The sequence below is a fragment of the Psychrobacter glacincola genome (assembly GCF_904846215.1).
GTDB lineage: Bacteria > Pseudomonadota > Gammaproteobacteria > Pseudomonadales > Moraxellaceae > Psychrobacter > Psychrobacter glacincola.
Genome location: NZ_CAJGZK010000014.1, coordinates 46,007 through 62,671 on the forward strand (window position 1 = coordinate 46,007; position 16,665 = coordinate 62,671).

The 16,665-nt window shown below is 44.6% G+C and carries 14 protein-coding genes; 8 read left to right on the forward strand and 6 right to left on the reverse strand.

From position 1 onward, the window contains the following. Positions 1-42 precede the first annotated feature (42 nt). From dapF to lptM, 3 genes are all read right to left on the reverse strand, one after another. Positions 43-930, reverse strand: coding sequence for a diaminopimelate epimerase (gene dapF, locus JMW90_RS09160; RefSeq protein WP_201563423.1), 888 nt, complete (start codon positions 928-930; stop codon positions 43-45). A 200-nt stretch (positions 931-1,130) separates the two neighbouring features. Then, entirely contained in the window at positions 1,131-2,462 is a 1,332-nt protein-coding gene (gene lysA, locus JMW90_RS09165) for a diaminopimelate decarboxylase (RefSeq protein ID WP_201563425.1), read from the reverse strand. Between the two features lie 102 nt (positions 2,463-2,564). Continuing rightward, positions 2,565-2,873, reverse strand: coding sequence for an LPS translocon maturation chaperone LptM (gene lptM / locus JMW90_RS09170; RefSeq protein WP_201563427.1), 309 nt, complete (start codon positions 2,871-2,873; stop codon positions 2,565-2,567). Positions 2,874-3,658: 785 nt separating this feature from the next. Between lptM and JMW90_RS09175 the strand changes: the two genes are divergently transcribed. From JMW90_RS09175 to JMW90_RS09210, 8 genes are all read left to right on the forward strand, one after another. Then, entirely contained in the window at positions 3,659-4,891 is a 1,233-nt protein-coding gene (locus JMW90_RS09175; RefSeq protein ID WP_201563429.1) for an acetate/propionate family kinase, read from the forward strand. 110 nt (positions 4,892-5,001) lie between these two features. After that, positions 5,002-7,158: a phosphate acetyltransferase gene (gene pta / locus JMW90_RS09180; protein ID WP_201563431.1), complete on the forward strand. Its 2,157-nt coding sequence runs from the start codon at positions 5,002-5,004 to the stop codon at positions 7,156-7,158. A 372-nt stretch (positions 7,159-7,530) separates the two neighbouring features. Further along, positions 7,531-8,439 (forward strand): nicotinate-nicotinamide nucleotide adenylyltransferase, encoded by a 909-nt coding sequence (locus JMW90_RS09185; protein ID WP_201563433.1) that lies wholly within the window; start codon positions 7,531-7,533, stop codon positions 8,437-8,439. 153 nt (positions 8,440-8,592) lie between these two features. After that, entirely contained in the window at positions 8,593-9,006 is a 414-nt protein-coding gene (gene rsfS, locus JMW90_RS09190) for a ribosome silencing factor (RefSeq protein WP_201550532.1), read from the forward strand. A gap of 198 nt (positions 9,007-9,204) precedes the next feature. Then, complete coding sequence (locus tag JMW90_RS09195) at positions 9,205-9,975, forward strand: MOSC domain-containing protein (protein ID WP_201563435.1); 771 nt, start codon at positions 9,205-9,207, stop codon at positions 9,973-9,975. A 6-nt stretch (positions 9,976-9,981) separates the two neighbouring features. Beyond that, positions 9,982-10,866 carry an N-acetylmuramoyl-L-alanine amidase gene (locus JMW90_RS09200; protein WP_201563437.1) on the forward strand — a complete coding sequence of 295 codons (885 nt, stop codon included), beginning with the start codon at positions 9,982-9,984 and terminating at the stop codon, positions 10,864-10,866. 29 nt (positions 10,867-10,895) lie between these two features. After that, complete coding sequence (locus JMW90_RS09205; protein WP_201563439.1) at positions 10,896-11,087, forward strand: hypothetical protein; 192 nt, start codon at positions 10,896-10,898, stop codon at positions 11,085-11,087. 98 nt (positions 11,088-11,185) lie between these two features. Further along, the gene (locus JMW90_RS09210; RefSeq protein ID WP_201563441.1) at positions 11,186-11,740 is read left to right on the forward strand and encodes a DinB family protein; all 555 of its coding nucleotides are present in this window, start codon (positions 11,186-11,188) and stop codon (positions 11,738-11,740) included. Between the two features lie 84 nt (positions 11,741-11,824). Here the strand turns inward: JMW90_RS09210 and nadS are convergent, their stop codons facing one another. The 3 genes from nadS to purL all read right to left on the reverse strand — a co-directional run bounded on the left by nadS (position 11,825) and on the right by purL (position 16,649). Next, the gene (gene nadS / locus JMW90_RS09215) at positions 11,825-12,106 is read right to left on the reverse strand and encodes a NadS family protein (protein ID WP_201563443.1); all 282 of its coding nucleotides are present in this window, start codon (positions 12,104-12,106) and stop codon (positions 11,825-11,827) included. Then, positions 12,096-12,431, reverse strand: coding sequence for a type II toxin-antitoxin system RelE/ParE family toxin (locus JMW90_RS09220; protein ID WP_227691923.1), 336 nt, complete (start codon positions 12,429-12,431; stop codon positions 12,096-12,098). Before JMW90_RS09220 ends, nadS begins: the two co-directional genes overlap by 11 nt. A 195-nt stretch (positions 12,432-12,626) precedes the next feature. Next, entirely contained in the window at positions 12,627-16,649 is a 4,023-nt protein-coding gene (purL, locus tag JMW90_RS09225; RefSeq protein ID WP_201563445.1) for a phosphoribosylformylglycinamidine synthase, read from the reverse strand. Positions 16,650-16,665 lie beyond the last annotated feature (16 nt).

The window sequence follows — 16,665 nt, forward strand, 5'->3', positions numbered from 1 at the left end:
TATATCTAGCTAGTAAAAATAACTGTTATTTATGTTTTACTATTAACTTTCTGGATTGGGCTTGATACCGGCTTGTGCCATCAAGCCATCTGGACTAAAGACACCTTCATACACAAACGCAGTTGGTCCGGTCATCATAACCGAATAGCCCGGCTGCCATTTGATCACCATGCTGCCGCCATAGAGCTGAGCACGCACATCTTCGCCTTCGTCAAGCCAGCCTTCGCGTATACCGATGGCAACGGCTGCACAAGCGCCCGTACCACAGGCTTGCGTCTCACCGACACCGCGCTCATACACTCGCAGACGAATATGACGCTGGTTCATTATTTGCATAAAACCGACATTGACGCGTTCTGGAAACGCCGGATGCGATTCGATGGCTTTACCTAAGGTTTCAACGTCGGCATCAAGCACATCGGCAACTTTTATCACCGCATGCGGGTTGCCCATATTGGCAACATAAAGCTGCACAGGCGTACCATTCACGTCCAGATGATAGGCATTTTGAATTTTGGTGGTGGCTCTTGGGGTAAATGGAATCTCGCTTGGCTCAAACTTGGGCTTACCCATGTCAACTTCGACCCAGCCATAACGATCGGTCGTCAGAGAAATAATGCCGCTTGCCGTCTCAACACGCAGGCGCTGTTTAAAGGATAATTTGCGGGCTTGCACAAAACGGGCAAAACAGCGAGCTCCATTGCCGCATTGCTCAACCTCTGTGCCATCCGTATTAAAAATACGATAACTAAAATCGACGTCGGGGCGCATCGGCGGCTCAACGACGAGCAACTGATCAAAACCAATACCTAAATGACGATCACCCAATAATTGCACCAAATCCTTGGTCAAGTCCAAACGCTGAGTCACCAAATCGATGACCATAAAGTCATTGCCCAGCCCGTGCATCTTAGTAAATTCTATTAGCATATCCCTGATACCCTATCCTATTTTTATGTATGTCTTATATTAGCACGCTGTCAGTTACAATCATAACTATCACCGTTATCAAATGCCAAGTTATATTCATCTTTGCATATTCATGTATTCGATCAAAATTTGCCATAAAAAAACCCACTATCATCATGATAATGGGTTAGCTTTTTGAGATACTTGATATGGTTTAGCAGTTAGCCTTGCCACAATATTTCGTCTGCATATAGCGCCTCAACGGTTTCACGTTTGCGAATCAGCTGATGGCGATCGTCAGCTATCATGACTTCACTAGCTCGCGGGCGTGAATTATAGTTGCTACTCATGGTAAAGCCATAAGCACCAGCGCCTGTGATTGCCAAGATGTCACCGGTAGTGAGCGACAATAAACGGTCTTTCGCCAAAAAATCACCCGTTTCACAGATAGCGCCAACGATATCCCACGGCTGTGTACCTTCCGTGTCAATACCATTATTAGGCAAGAAACTTGGAATCACTGCCATTTCAGCTTGATATAAAGCAGGACGAATCAAATCGTTCATCGCCGCATCGACAATGGCAAAGTTCTTATGCTCGGTCGGTTTTAGTACGTCAACTTGCGTCAATAAAATACCTGCATTTGCCACGATACTACGACCCGGCTCAAAGAATACCGTCAAGCCAAGCTCGCTAAGTTTTGGCAATAAAGCATTGGCAAATTCATCGATAGACACTGGCGTCTCATCGATATAACGCACACCCAGACCACCGCCCAAATCGATATGACGCAGCTCAATACCTGCTTTACGTAAGCTATGTACCAGCTCAATCACTTTGTCTAATGCCGCAACGAATGGCTCAACCTCAGTCAGCTGCGAGCCGATATGACAGTCAATACCGACGATATCGATATGAGACAATTTGGCAGCTTGCTGATACACGACCAGCGCATCTTCATGAGCGACACCGAATTTATTGTCTTTGAGACCTGTTGAAATATACGGATGGGTCTTGGCGTCGACATTGGGATTGACGCGTAGTGATATCGGCGCTGATTTATCCAGCTGCGCGGCAACCTTATTGATTAAAGTCAGCTCGCTGATTGACTCGACGTTAAAACAACCAATACCTTGGGTGAGCGCATATTCGATATCGCTATAGGTTTTGCCCACGCCTGAGAATACCACACGTGCAGCTTCGCCGCCTGCTGCCAATACCCGCATCAGCTCGCCACGTGAGACGATATCAAACCCTGCCCCTGCTTGCGCCAATACACCAAGTACCGCAAGGTTAGAGTTTGCTTTTACCGCATAACAAATCTGGTGATTTAAACTAGCAAAACTGTCAGCGTATGCTTGATATACGTCTAAAATCGCCTGTTTTGAATAGACATAACAGGGCGTACCGTAGTGTTTAACCACTTCGCTAATGCTGACTTGCTCCATATGTAGTGCATCATTTTGATAATGTAGCTCAGGCAAATGGGCGGTTAAGGCTTCAGGATTGATGTACAGTCCTTGCTCAGTTTGGGTCGTGACTGACTGACTCATATAAATATCTCTAATATAATCAAGTTATCAAGGTAACAATAAAGTATTGGCTTACTCAACAATCATGTGAGCATTGACATTTTAATAATCCACGATGAATTATTAGTAATCGTTAGGATCGTTACTCGGTTCAGGCAGCTGAAAATTCTCTGTATTTTGCTGGTCGCTGTCAATCTTAGCAAAGGCGGTATCTTGTGGATTACTGCCGCTATCTAATATTGCCGAGCTACCTTGCACCGCTTTACTACTAGCATCTACAAGATATAAATCGCCTTTTTGTCCGCAGCCTGTCAAGACAACGGAACCTATCGCGATGCTTGTACCAAATAGAAAGGTATAGACACCGTGGCGGCTGGCTATTAAACGGCTATTAAAACGTTGTTTGTTTGAGGTGCGTTGTGTAGTAAACATAGAGTGGATAGCCTTTAATGCTGCAATGGTTTGAGAGTGTCAACATCTTGCTGATGACACTGCCGGTAGACGCTCTTATAAAAAGCTCACATAAAACAAGTAGAAGATGACCGTTTTTAATCATAGCATTATTCTATAAAGCTGTGCGCTTATAGAATAAGATTGCTTAGTAAAGTTGCTAAAATATAGCCATAGTGAATCCAATCTATAGTCAGTCCTAAATAAAAAAATACAAGTATAGTCAGAGAAAAGTAATATCGATACATCAAGTACTGCTGATATTAATTTTTCTTGCTTGCTGTGCCTACGCGGACAGAGGCTGCGAATAATTAACCGCAGTAGTGTTGTGCTCTTTTAAAAGTGGATCAACTATAAGTATCAAATATGCTATCGATATAAAGTTGGACAAACTTCCTTACAATTTTTATAAAAGCAAATTTTTGCTGATTTTATCTGACAAGCCTGTACGGCCTTCGGGGTACACCTGCAACCACCAATCAAGGGCTGACTGATTAAAGCCTTAGAGTTATCGTGGTGTCACTGCCAAAATATGATACATTATAGTCAACCCTTGTAGCTATGAGGCAGCGCTAGCAGGCGTTTGCGTTACACTTAATCCCTGTTAGATATAGTGATGGCCAAGCATAACGGAAATCAGCGCGATGATGGTTTATGTTTCCGAATCGTCTGCTCTATACCAGCACCCCTATCGCTGGTTTTCGTTTATTCAACAGGTGACCGTCAAGATGCGGCACCTTTTATAAAAGACAATCTAAGGATAGAGTATGAGCGCTGGCGTAAGCACCACTTTTGATGACAAACACTCTAAAATATCGACCCTGACCAATCCTACTTTAGTATTGAACTGCGGCTCCTCTTCCATCAAATACGCCTTAATTAGTGAGGATGAAGGCACTCGTATCACAGGTCTGGCCGAAAACTTAGGTCTCGATACTGCCCGTATCAAACACACCACATTAAATGGTGAAAAGTTAGAAATTGCAATCGCTGGTGGTCGCCATGAACTTGCCTTACAAAAAATCCTTGAGCTACTTGAGCAGTATGATTTTATCGCGGTCGGTCATCGTGTGGTACACGGCGGTCGTGAATACTCAGAAGCGGTGCGTGTCGATGCGCATGTGTTAGCAGAAGTCAAACGTCTAAAAGTCCTCGCCCCGCTGCACAATCCGGCAAATGCACTGGGTATCGAAGCCGTACAAGCGATCTATCCGGATATTCCGCAAGTGGTGGTATTTGATACTGCTTTCCATCAGACCATGCCACCTGTCGCTTTCCGCTATCCACTGCCAAAAACACTCTATTCAGAACATAAAATCCGTCGTTATGGCTTCCATGGGACCTCTCATGCTTATGTATCAGAACGCGCCAGCCACATTACTAGCGCAACAGGACCCCATGGTTGGTTGACGGCGCATTTGGGCAATGGCTGTTCAGCGACTGCCGTCTACGATGGCAAAAGTCTTGATACCAGTATGGGTCTGACCCCGCTTGAGGGTCTCATGATGGGTACGCGTAGCGGTGATGTTGACCCAAGCCTACACATTCATCTCAAGCGCCAACTTGGCATGAGCTTAGAAGAAATTGATAAAATGCTCAATAACGAAAGTGGTTTACTTGGCATCTCAGGCTTATCAAATGACTTGCGTACTATTGAGCAAGCTGCCAATGAAGATCATGAAGACGCCAAACTGGCTATTGAGATGTTCTGCTATCGTGTTGGTAAATATCTTGCCAGCTTAAGCTGCGCGCTCCCTGACTTAACTGGTATTGTCTTTACCGGTGGTATCGGCGAAAACTCTGTAACCACGCGGACGCGTATTTTAGAAGTCATGCGTCATTTTGGTATCAAAGTAGATGACGATAAAAACGCTGGCTTGGTCGGTGGCAATGAAGGCAGTTTCCATACTGACGATAGCAGTATTGAGCTGTGGGTTGTCCCAACTGATGAAGAATGCCGTATCGCACAAGAAACTCGTGCAGCCTTGGGTCTAAAATAAAACCAGGTCTACAATAAGACTAGTATGCCTGCGATAAGAATCACAAGCTGATTCTGATACACTCCAGAATAACAATTTCTCTAAAAATATAATAAACAGTAGGATACATTATGCAAACTATTTTACTTGTGCCAACCAGTCGCGGTATCGGTGTGACATCAGCGGCTTTGGGGCTGATTCGTGCTTTTGATTATAACGGTATCAAAGCGGGTTTTATGAAGCCGTTTTTACAAGACGATACGCTGGATAAGCAAAACAGCTTGGACAGCTCAAGCGCATTAGCCATGCATGCCTTTGGTCTAAAGCCCCCTAAATCGATAAGCCGTCAACATGTAGAGCGTATGATTGGCGATGACAATCTTGATGACTTGATGGAAGAGGTGATTGTTAACTACCATACTCTTGGTGATGATTACGATGTGGTGATTTGCGAAGGCTTAGTACCGACGACTGAAACATCTTATGCCTCACAAATCAACCGTGCGATTGCTCATGCACTCGATGCCAGAATTATCTTTGTTAGCACCGCTGATACCAGTAAGCCGGCCTATTTGGCCGATAAGCTTGATGTCCATGCCCGTGAATTTGGTGGTATGGCAAGTGATCGTACGCTTGGCTGTATCTTGATGCGGATGCATGACTTACCAAATACGCAAAGTACCTTAGAAAATCAAATCGTTGCCCCTGGTGAAGCGATTGTAAGCTTAGACAGCGGCTTTATCCAAGAAGTGAAGCGCCTATCGCCGCACTTTAATACCGAACAATTCCGCTTAATCGGTGTCGTACCATTTAGTGACTCATTGTCCGTGCCGCGTACGTGGGATATCGCAGCTGAACTTGACGCCACTTGGCTCAACGTTGGTGAGGCAAAATCGCGCCGCATCAATCGCATCAGCTTGACCGCACGTTCAGTTGCACGTGTCGATGAAGTGTTCAAACGTGGCACGCTTATCGTGGTGCCCGGTGACCGCGACGATTTACTATTGGCGGCGGGTCTTGCCTGTATCAATGGTATTCCGCTAGCAGGATTGGTATTGACTGGCGGCGTTGTCCCTAGTCCAACGGTCGCTGAGCTTTGGCAATCTGCACTCAAAACGGGTATCCCTGTGATGAGTGTCGAAGATGACAGCTTTGAGACGGTACAAAGTCTATTAAACATGAGTGCTGAGATTCCAAGTGATGACACCGAACGCGCCGAGGAAGTGGCTCGTTACGTCGCGGCGCATTTAGATTTGAGCTGGATTAAAGCATATTTTAGCCAAAATCATGAGCCGCGTTTGTCGCCTTCTGCCTTTCGTCATCAAGTGGTCAAAAAAGCCCAAAACGCCAAAAAACGCATCGTGCTGCCAGAAGGCTCTGAGCCACGTACGGTCGAAGCCGCCTGTATTTGCCAAAGCCGCGGTATTGCCAATTGTGTGCTACTCGCTAAGCGTGCTGATGTCGAACAAGTCGCCAAAAACCGCGATTTGGTATTACCTGAAGGGCTTGAGATTATTGATCCTGACAGCTTAGATATGAGCAAATATATCGCTGCTGTCGTCGAACGTCGTAAAGGTAAAACCAGCGCCGAAGTGGCTGCTGAATATCTGCAAGATACGGTTTATTTAGGTACGACCATGCTACAAATGGACGAAGTTGACGGCTTGGTCTCTGGTGCGATACATACCACGGCGAATACCGTCCGCCCAGCGTTTCAGTTGATTAAAACGGCACCGGAATACTCACTCGTGTCGTCAGTATTCTTTATGCTGCTGCCTGAGCAAGTGGTGGTATACGGCGACTGTGCCATTAATCCTGATCCAAATGCGGAAGAATTGGCTGAGATTGCTATTCAGTCTGCGCAGTCTGCTGCTGCCTTTGGCATCGATCCAAAAGTGGCAATGATTAGCTACTCTACGGGCTCGTCAGGCACTGGCGCTGATGTCGAAAAAGTTACCCGTGCGACTCAAATCGTCCGTGAGCGTGCGCCTAATTTAAAAGTCGACGGACCGCTACAATATGATGCCGCCTCTGTTATGAGCGTCGGTAAGCAAAAGGCCCCTGACTCACCCGTAGCTGGACAAGCCAATGTCTTTATTTTTCCAGACCTGAATACAGGTAACACGACTTATAAAGCGGTACAACGTAGCGCCAATGTGGTCAGTGTTGGACCGATGTTGCAAGGCTTAAATAAACCGGTCAATGACTTGTCACGTGGTGCCTTGATCGATGATATTATCTATACCATCGCCCTCACTGCCATCCAAGCGCATAGCGACGTCATTTAAGCATTTAAAGCTTCGTTCAAAACACGTATTATTGAGCCGATTATTATAATGATAGTCGGCTTTTTATAGCGCGTTTAAACAGCATAGTCAGTGAAAAGTAATATCGACACATTAGGTACTATAGTCATAGAAAAGTAATATCGATACATCACGTGCCGCTGATATCAATTTTTCTTGCTTGCTGTGCCCATGCAGACAGAGGCTGCAAAAAATTGATACCAGCAGTACCCTAGCGTTTTTAGAGTATTTTGACTATACATAGTTAGGCATAATAAAATCGATAAGTAGGATAAGTGAATAATCACGTGCTATAGTCGATTTAAAATACATCAACTACAACGCCCATCTGCATTAGTTTTTACTCACTCATTTATGCCAAATACTGCCAACAATCATCACAGCCGAAGTCCTAAGTCTGCCATCCGTGCTTATTTGGGCGGCTCATTTGATCCTGTACATAACGGTCATTTGCAAATGGCGATGTATGTTTATGAGCATTTATTGCCGATAGCAAAGCAACAAAAGCGCCCGCTGTATGTATCGTTGCTGCCCAATGCGCGCTCGCCTTTTAAAGAAGATAGCACCGATCCTAAACATCGTCTGGCGATGCTAAAGCTGGCAACGCAAGAGTCGCCCTTGTACATTAACGAGCTTGAGCTGTGGCAGGCACCGCCCGTCTATACTATCGATAGTGTACAGATATTACGCGCCCGCTATCCAAATGACAGCCTGATATTTATCATGGGTATGGACAGCGCGCGTAGTTTAGAACACTGGAAAAATGGGCTGCAACTTACGGATTATGTCAACCTATGGGTGTTTGACCGTGAAGAAAATTTTGATAGCGATATAGATACTGATATCTATACTGATAAAAACTTCTTTAAGACTGAGTTGCAGCACTCTCTAACATCCCAACTTCCAAAACTGCTACAACCTTTTATCGTCGATTCAGTGCTTCAGTTATTAACAGCTAACCCTCAATCTTTAACAAACAGCTTTGGCGTAAAAAATAGCTATCAAGGTTATATTTTTATCGACCCGAGCCCTGTGGCAGCCGTATCAAGTACGCGAGTCCGGCAGCAACTGTACCAACAACTGCCGCAAGCACCTCAATCATTAAATATAACGCACAGCGCTGACATGCAAATTGCCTCTATCGCACCAATAAATGATATCATAGCCAATACTGCACCCAATTCATTAGCTAAATGGCTAAATCCTGCTGTTTATCAATATATTATCGCCCATCAGCTATATTCTGCTGCTCAATTCCGTTAAAATCGCCTTATACTTTTAACTTTGCCCACTTTGATCATGTTGCCTCAAAAAACGTCTGCCTACCTACTTATATGTTAAGGGGCACGTTAGAGAACGCACTGTGACGATTTATCATTTTATTTTTAATATTTACGATTCAAGAGATTAAAATTTATGACCAATACCATGACTGACGAACGTTTGCAAGAATGCTTGACCCTTGTTGAAACCGCGCTAGACGATATGAAAGCTAAGAATATCACCGTAATGGATGTAGCAGCATTGACAGACGTAATGGAGCGCATCGTTATCGCTGACGGTACCTCAAAGCGCCATGTACGTGCGATGGCTGACAGCGTCGGCGCTGAAGCCAAACTAGGTGGCTTTATGCCGCTTGGTCGTGAAGGCGGTATCGATTCTGACTGGACGTTGATAGATTTGGGTGCGGTCGTCGTGCATATGATGACGCCACAAGCCCGCGAGTTCTATGACCTAGAAGGTCTATGGTCATCACCTGAGCAATTGGCTGAGCTGGTTGCCGTGCCGCGTGAAAAGAAAACAGCCGGTCGTCGCAATAAAAATAAATAATTTTATTTATTGCTATAACGCCGTGAAAACCAAAAAGACCAGATGATTATTCTGGTCTTTTTTTATGCCTGAATTTTGGTAAATAACGCCATCCATAGGCGCGATATAAATAAGCTGAAAGCTGCCTGTGATTGCGATAAGATGATGGCAACCATTAAATTGTGTTTTTTAAAAAATGATTAGCCACTAGGAAAGACAATGAGCATAGAAACTCTTAGCCAGAAAAATACCGCGGACTTTAACCAAACCTTGCCACTGCATATCGCCAATCTAGTCTGCGTCCGTGCTGGTAAAGCCATGCCGTTCGCCCGTGAAGAGATGAGCGCGATTGATAAAGCGCCTATCAAAGCGCCCGTCGCGGTCAACTTTATGGGTCTCACCACCGATGAGCAAGCCGACCGACGCCATCATGGTGGACCATTAAAAGCGGTACATCAACTAGCAACGGCGACTTATGAGAAGATTAACGCTGAGTTTGGTTTAAAGGTACGCGTTGGCACATTGGGAGAAAATCTCACCACGGAAGCAGTCAATGGTTTGCCTGATATGGACGAGTCAACGGTTTGTATTGGCGACGTTTTTCAATACGGTGGGGATTTTGAAAAGCAACGAGTCGATAGTAATGACAGCGACAGTGTGCGATTACGCATCGTCCAACCACGACGACCATGCTACAAAATCAATGACCAAATAGGACAATTTACTAAAGTGCCAAATATTGCGTCTTGGGTAACCAAACAAGGTATCGCTGGCTGGTACTTTGAAGTCGTTCGTGACGGCATGATCGGCGCTGATTTACCGGTTTATCTCATCGAACGTCCCTATCCTTTTGCGACACTTGAGAAACTGTGGCAACTGGCTAATTCAAAAGAGAAGTTTGCAGCAGAAGTTATTGAGCCTTGGCTTGCGATTGAGTGTTTGGAAGAGAGCTGGAAAACCGTTTTGGCAAAGAAGATTAAAAAGGGTTAGCATTTCATGGCAAAAAATATCTTTTTAGCATTAGCATGTGCCTTAACGCTACCTCTAATTGGTTGCGTGACCACTAATAACACCCAAATAGCGAATACTGAACCCTTTGTTATTGATAGCGAAACTTACCAAGCCACTGGCAAAAGTGAGCGTATTAAAACCATTATTCTGCATTATACGGTGAGCAATAATGCCCGCGCTATCAAACTGTTGACCACTGGAAATGTGAGCGCCCACTATCTGATTTTAGACCATGACGATAATAAAATTTATAACCTAGTGCCCGAAAGCGAACGCGCTTGGCATGCTGGCGCGGGCGGCTTTGCAAGTAGAACGATACTCAATGATACCTCTATCGGCATCGAAATCGTCAATGCAGGGATTAAGCCTGAATATCGAAACGCTTTAAAAAACGGCGCGCTCGACTATCATCCTTATGAGCACTATGTAGAATTTAATGAGTTGCAGATTAAGAAAGTTGCGCAGCTGGTGCAAGATTTGGCAGCCAGATATGATATCTCACCAAAGAATATCATCGGTCACGCGGATATGGCACCTTCTCGCAAGATTGATCCGGGTGCGAAGTTTCCTTGGCAACGACTGTACGAGCAATATGGTATTGGCGCTTGGTATGATGCATTTGATAAGCAATTTTTTATGAATCAAAAGAATTTTGACGCGGCAACGATACCCGATATTAAGCAAGCGTTCCGCGATTATGGGTATCAAATCAATGACAGTGATGAGTGGGATAAAGCCAGTCGTGATGTTATTTATGCGTTTCAATTGCATTTCAGACCGCAGCAGCCAACGGGCGAGCTGGATTTAGAAACTTATGCGATACTACGCGCACTCAATAAGAAGTATGCTGGTCGTGATGACTTTTATTAAGTGATAAAAAATAGTAGGAGACATAAGTCATGAGTAACTCACAATGCAATGAGCAAAATGAACAAAACGAACTTCAAAAATACCTAGAAGAAAAAGCTAAACAAGAGCGAGAAGTTGAACAAGAACCTGAGCCACTTTCTGCGTATGAAGCTTGTGTACTAAAAGAGAGTGCTAAGCTTCATGAGTTGATTGCTGAAGCTCAGAAAGAAGTTAAAAAATGATTTGAGTATTAGCGACATAAAGTTCGGAATACTATCGCAATATAAAAAACCTGAAACCTGAAACCTGAAACCTGAAAAAAGCCTATGGCGCAAATACAATGATAAAACCCAACTTTAAAATCATGGCATCATACAATGCGCTAATAAATAAAAAAATATGTGACAGTATTTTGACCACTTCTGACAATATTTTATGGGAGAACAAAAAGGCATTTTTTGGTTCCATATTAGGTACGCTAAATCATTTAATGGTTGGCGATTTAATTTGGCTCAATCGTTTAAACCAACACCCCAGTTATCCAACAGGATTTAAAGCTTTAGAGCCGTTAAAAGATTTCCCGTTACCTACTAAGCTTACTCAGATTTTATATGATGACAAACATGGTTTTAGTAGAAATAGGCAGGCTCTAGATCAGATAATGATTCGATTCATTGAGGAATCAGACGAAAGCGATTATTCAAAAAGCTTGGGTTATCAAAATACTAATAACGATACCTTCAATAAGTCTTTTTCTATGTTGCTACAACATCTTTTTAATCATCAAACTCATCATCGCGGGCAAGTAACTACGTTACTTTCTCAGATAGATATTGATATAGGAGAAACAGACCTATTGATGTTGATTCCAAATGTAGATGATAAAAATTTCTAGGTTGGTGTCGAAACCCAACACATTAGTAATTAAAATTATCAACTCAGAATTGTTAGTTGTCGCAAGCTCAACTTACACTACGTACTAAGCTTCAGCAATCAATTCGGGCTGCTTATCCAACAAGCGCATCAGCGTAATCGCTGCGCCTGTTGGATTTCTAGTCCCTTGTTCCCAGTTCTGTAAAGTACGTGGGCTAATATTTAGCTTATCGGCAAACTGCTGTTGCGATAGCCCTGTCTTAGTACGAATTAATTTAATATCAGGCATTTCATGACTAAATTGTCGGCTAGGTTGGGCGTCCCCTTTGGCAATTGCCAATGCTTGATTCAATGACGTTGATAGATCATCATAAAATTCATTGCTCATGGTTATATACCTCTTTGATTTGTTGAGTTAGTTTATACAAACTAGACTTCTCTTGACTCGATAAACTGACCTTTTTATTTTTTGGATAGGCAAGCAACATAAAAAATACGCCATGACTGTCAACAAAATAATAGATGATACGCACGCCACCGCTTTTACCTTGATCCAGCGCCCATCTGGTTTTTCTAACACCGCCCGTACCTTGAATTAAACTTCCTTGGTCTGGGTTATTGATCAAATCTACCTGTAGCTCTTTATAATTATCATCATCCAACAATTTAAGCACTTGTTTGGTAAATAACGGGGTTTCTATAAAATGTAGCATCTATAATCCTTTATCGTTACTTCTCAAGTATATACGTCATTGACGTATAGTGCCACTATTGTTTTAACTTAGTATTGGAAATAATAAAATAGATATCTTAAACACAAAACACAAAAAAGGTGAGCTTTGCGCCCACCTTCTCATTTTAAAAAACAGCTGTCTACAATAATACTCTAAACGAACTTAGCCTATATCTTAACGCAACCAAGCCCGCGCATTACGGAACATACGCATCCACGCGCCGTCCTCATCCCACGCTTCTGGTTTCCAGCTGTGATTGTATGCACGTAGCGTACGCTCAGGGTGCGGCATCATGATGGTGACGCGACCATCAGTGCTACACAGACCCGTGACACCACCGAGCGAACCGTTTGGATTGAGCGGATAAGTCTCGGTTGGATGACCTTGGCTATCGACATAACGCATGGCAAGTTGACCGTGCTTTGCCATACCGTCAATTTCTATCTCATTGAGCGTCGCATAGCCTTCACCATGAGCAACGGCAATCGGTAAGATACTGTCTTGCATGCCTTTGAACAGGATGGATTTGGTACGCTCAACTTTTACGTTGACCGTACGCGCTTCAAAACGCGCCGATTTATTAGCGATAAAGCGTGGGAAGTTTTCCGCGCCTGGGATGAGGTCTTTTAACTGCGCCATCATCTGACAACCGTTACAAACGCCAAGTGAAAAGGTATCAGGACGGGCAAAGAAGCGTACAAACTGCATGCGTAATTCGTCGTGGAACAAGATAGAGTTCGCCCAGCCAGAGCCTGCGCCCAGTACGTCACCGTAGCTAAAGCCACCACAAGCGACCAGACCGTCGAAGTCACGTAGATTAATACGACCGCTGAGCAAGTCACTCATATGGACGTCGACCGCTTCAAAGCCAGCTTGGGTAAATCCTGCTGCCATTTCCGTCTGGCCGTTGACGCCTTGCTCACGGAGGATTGCAACTCTTGGTTTGTTCTCACGACTGTTTAGGTACGGTTCTTCAACTTTTTGATTGAGATCAAAGTTTGGTGCAGCGATAAGACCTTTATGACTAGCATCGGCAATCAAGTCATACTCTTGCTGTACGCAAGCGGGGTTGTCACGGCGACGCGCGATTTGATAGCTGACCTGACTCCACTCTTGCTGCAACTCAGTACGGCTAAAGCGTAAGGTATCCTTAATACCATCGATGCCCATATGTAACGGTGTTTGGATAATTAAGCTGTCTTCCTCAGTACTTTGACCGACAAGGCTAAGCATATCGCTAACGTTAAATTCTACTGCCATTTGCATTAAAGCGGCGACGTTTTCTGGTAATACTTGGATGACCGCGCCCAATTCTTCACTGAATAATTGACCGAGTAAATTTTCATCGTTCAATGACAGCTTGATACCTTGACGGCTGGTGAATTGCATCTCAGCGATAGTGGCTAGCAGACCACCATCACCGATATCGTGATAAGCGCTGATGACGTTTTGGGCGTTGCCCGCTTGGATAAAGTTAAAGAAATCGATTAAATCGCTTGGTTTATCTAGGTCTGGGCACTCGTTACCCAGTTGGCTTGCCGTTTGCGCAAGGATTGAGCCACCGAGGCGCAGTTTGCCTTTGGATAAGTCAATACGATAGAAGGCGCTGTCACCGTTAATGAGTTCAGGCGTTAGCGTTTTTGCCACGTCAATAACAGGAGCAAAAGCCGTAATGACCAAACTCATTGGCGAGACGACAGATTTATCTGTGCTGCCATTATCGTCTTCATCCGTCCAATTGGCACGCATCGATAGCGAGTCTTTACCCACTGGAATCGCAATGCCCAATGCTGGACACAACTCTTCACCAACGGTATAGACCGCATCAAACAAGGCTGCGTCCTCATTATCATCGCCACACGCTGCCATCCAGTTTGCTGACATGGTGATATCAGATAACTGGGTAATACGCGCGCCAGTGATATTGGTAATCGCTTCACCAACGGCCAATCGTGCAGAAGCTTTTGGGCTAATAAGTGCAACTGGCGTACGTTCGCCAACACTCATCGCCTCACCGCTCATTGGCTGACCATCTAGCGCAATCAGCCCTGAAGCGGTAACCGCGCAATCAGCGACGGGCACTTGATAGCGACCAACATACTGATCGCGTACGACCATACCAGTGATAGAGCGGTCACCGATACTAATTAAGAATGATTTGCTAGCAACCGTTGGATGACGTAGCACATCTTTGATGGATTCAGCTAGATTAAAATCATTGAGCTCTAGCGGAGGTAACTCATTCTCTTGACGTTTAAAGCTGCGCTGCATCTGCGGTGTACCACCAAGCAAGACTTGCATCGGCATATCGACAGGCTGCTCATCGAGCAATTCGTCATTCACGACGAGCTGACGAATATCAGTCGCCGTTCCTAAGATGGCATACGGGCAGCGCTCACGAGCACAAATCGCATCGAACTGCGCTTGGCTTTCTGGACGAATTGCTAAAACATAACGCTCTTGCGCCTCATTTGACCAAATTGCCATTGGCGACATGCCAGCTTCTAGCGACGGAATTTTACGCAAATTCAAATGCGCGCCCATTTCGTGGTCATTGACCAATTCTGGCATCGCATTCGATAGACCACCTGCCCCGACGTCATGAAGAGAGACGATTGGGTTACCGTCTTTACCATTGTTGCTCGCGTCAATATCATTACCCGCTAATGCCCAGCAGCGATCCATCACTTCTTGACAGCGACGTTCCATCTCAGCGTTATCACGCTGCACAGAAGCAAAATCCAAGCCTTCATCAAGTGAACCACTATCAACAGAAGATGCCGCGCCGCCACCCAAACCGATTTGCATGGCTGGACCACCAAGGACGATAAGCAGATCACCTTGTTGAATGGTGTTTTTTTCAATGAGATTGCGTTTGATATTGCCATAACCACCTGCAAGCATGATTGGCTTATGATAGCCACGCATTTGGCTGCCGTCTTTTGCCGCTGACATATCCAATTGGAAACTACGGAAATAACCACATAGATTTGGACGACCAAACTCGTTTGAGAAGTTGGCGCTACCTAATGGTGCCTCAAGCATAATTTCAAGACTGGTTGCCATACGATCCGGCGTACCATAATCTTGCGTACTCAATTGACCTGACTGCTCCCATTTCTCGGCAAGCTCTGGGATATGCAAATGTGACACATGAAAACCAGTTAAACCGGCTTTTGGCTTACCGCCGCGACCCGTTGCGCCTTCATCACGAATCTCACCGCCTGCACCCGTCGCTGCACCCGCATAAGGGGCAATCGCCGTTGGATGGTTATGAGTCTCGACTTTCATTAAAATGTCGATTTCTTCATGATGGAAACTGTAAGGATGCGCAGAATTGGCATCCATCGCATCAGTAGGAATTGGGTAAAAACGCATACCCTCAGAACCTGCCATCACCGCAGCGTTGTCTTTATAAGCCGACAAGATACCTTGTGGATTGGCTTTATAAGTATTTTTAATCATTTGAAATAGTGATTTTGGCTGTACTGCGCCATCTACTGTCCATTCAGCGTTGAAAATCTTATGACGGCAATGCTCTGAGTTTGCTTGCGCAAACATCATTAGCTCAACGTCGGTTGGATTACGCTTAAGCTCATTGACGTAAGCATTCATCAGATAGTCAATATCTTCGCTTGATAGTGCAAAGCCAAATTCTGTGTTTGCTGACTCTAACGCTACCTGACCTTCGCCGATGACATCAATATGATTCAACGACGCTGGTTGCTCATCATCAAATAGATTATTCACGTCATTTAAATCATAAACCAAGCTTTGGGTCATACGGTCAAACAATAACTCTTCAGCGGTTTTAGGCAGTGTCTCACTGACGTCACCGTCTATTTTTCCATCGACAGTTAGCGTATAAACAATCACACGCTCAACGCGATTGATCGCAATTTCACAGTTATTAAAAATATCGGTCGCTTTACTTGCCCATGGCGAAATGGTGCCAAAACGTGGACTAACGATGACTTGTAACTGGTTGTTCTTTGGGGCTGCAAGGACAGTACTACTATCGACAGCAAGTAAGTCTAGCGCTTTTTTATGCTCATCACCTTCGAGTTCTCGTGATAACACATACACTTGCTGGGTATGAATTTGGCTGACATTTAGCTCGGTTTTTTGCTGAAACTGACTGATGAGTTGCTGCGTCTGAAAATCGGTAAGAAACGGTTGTCCGGCGATGGTCATCATAAAGGCATATTCCACA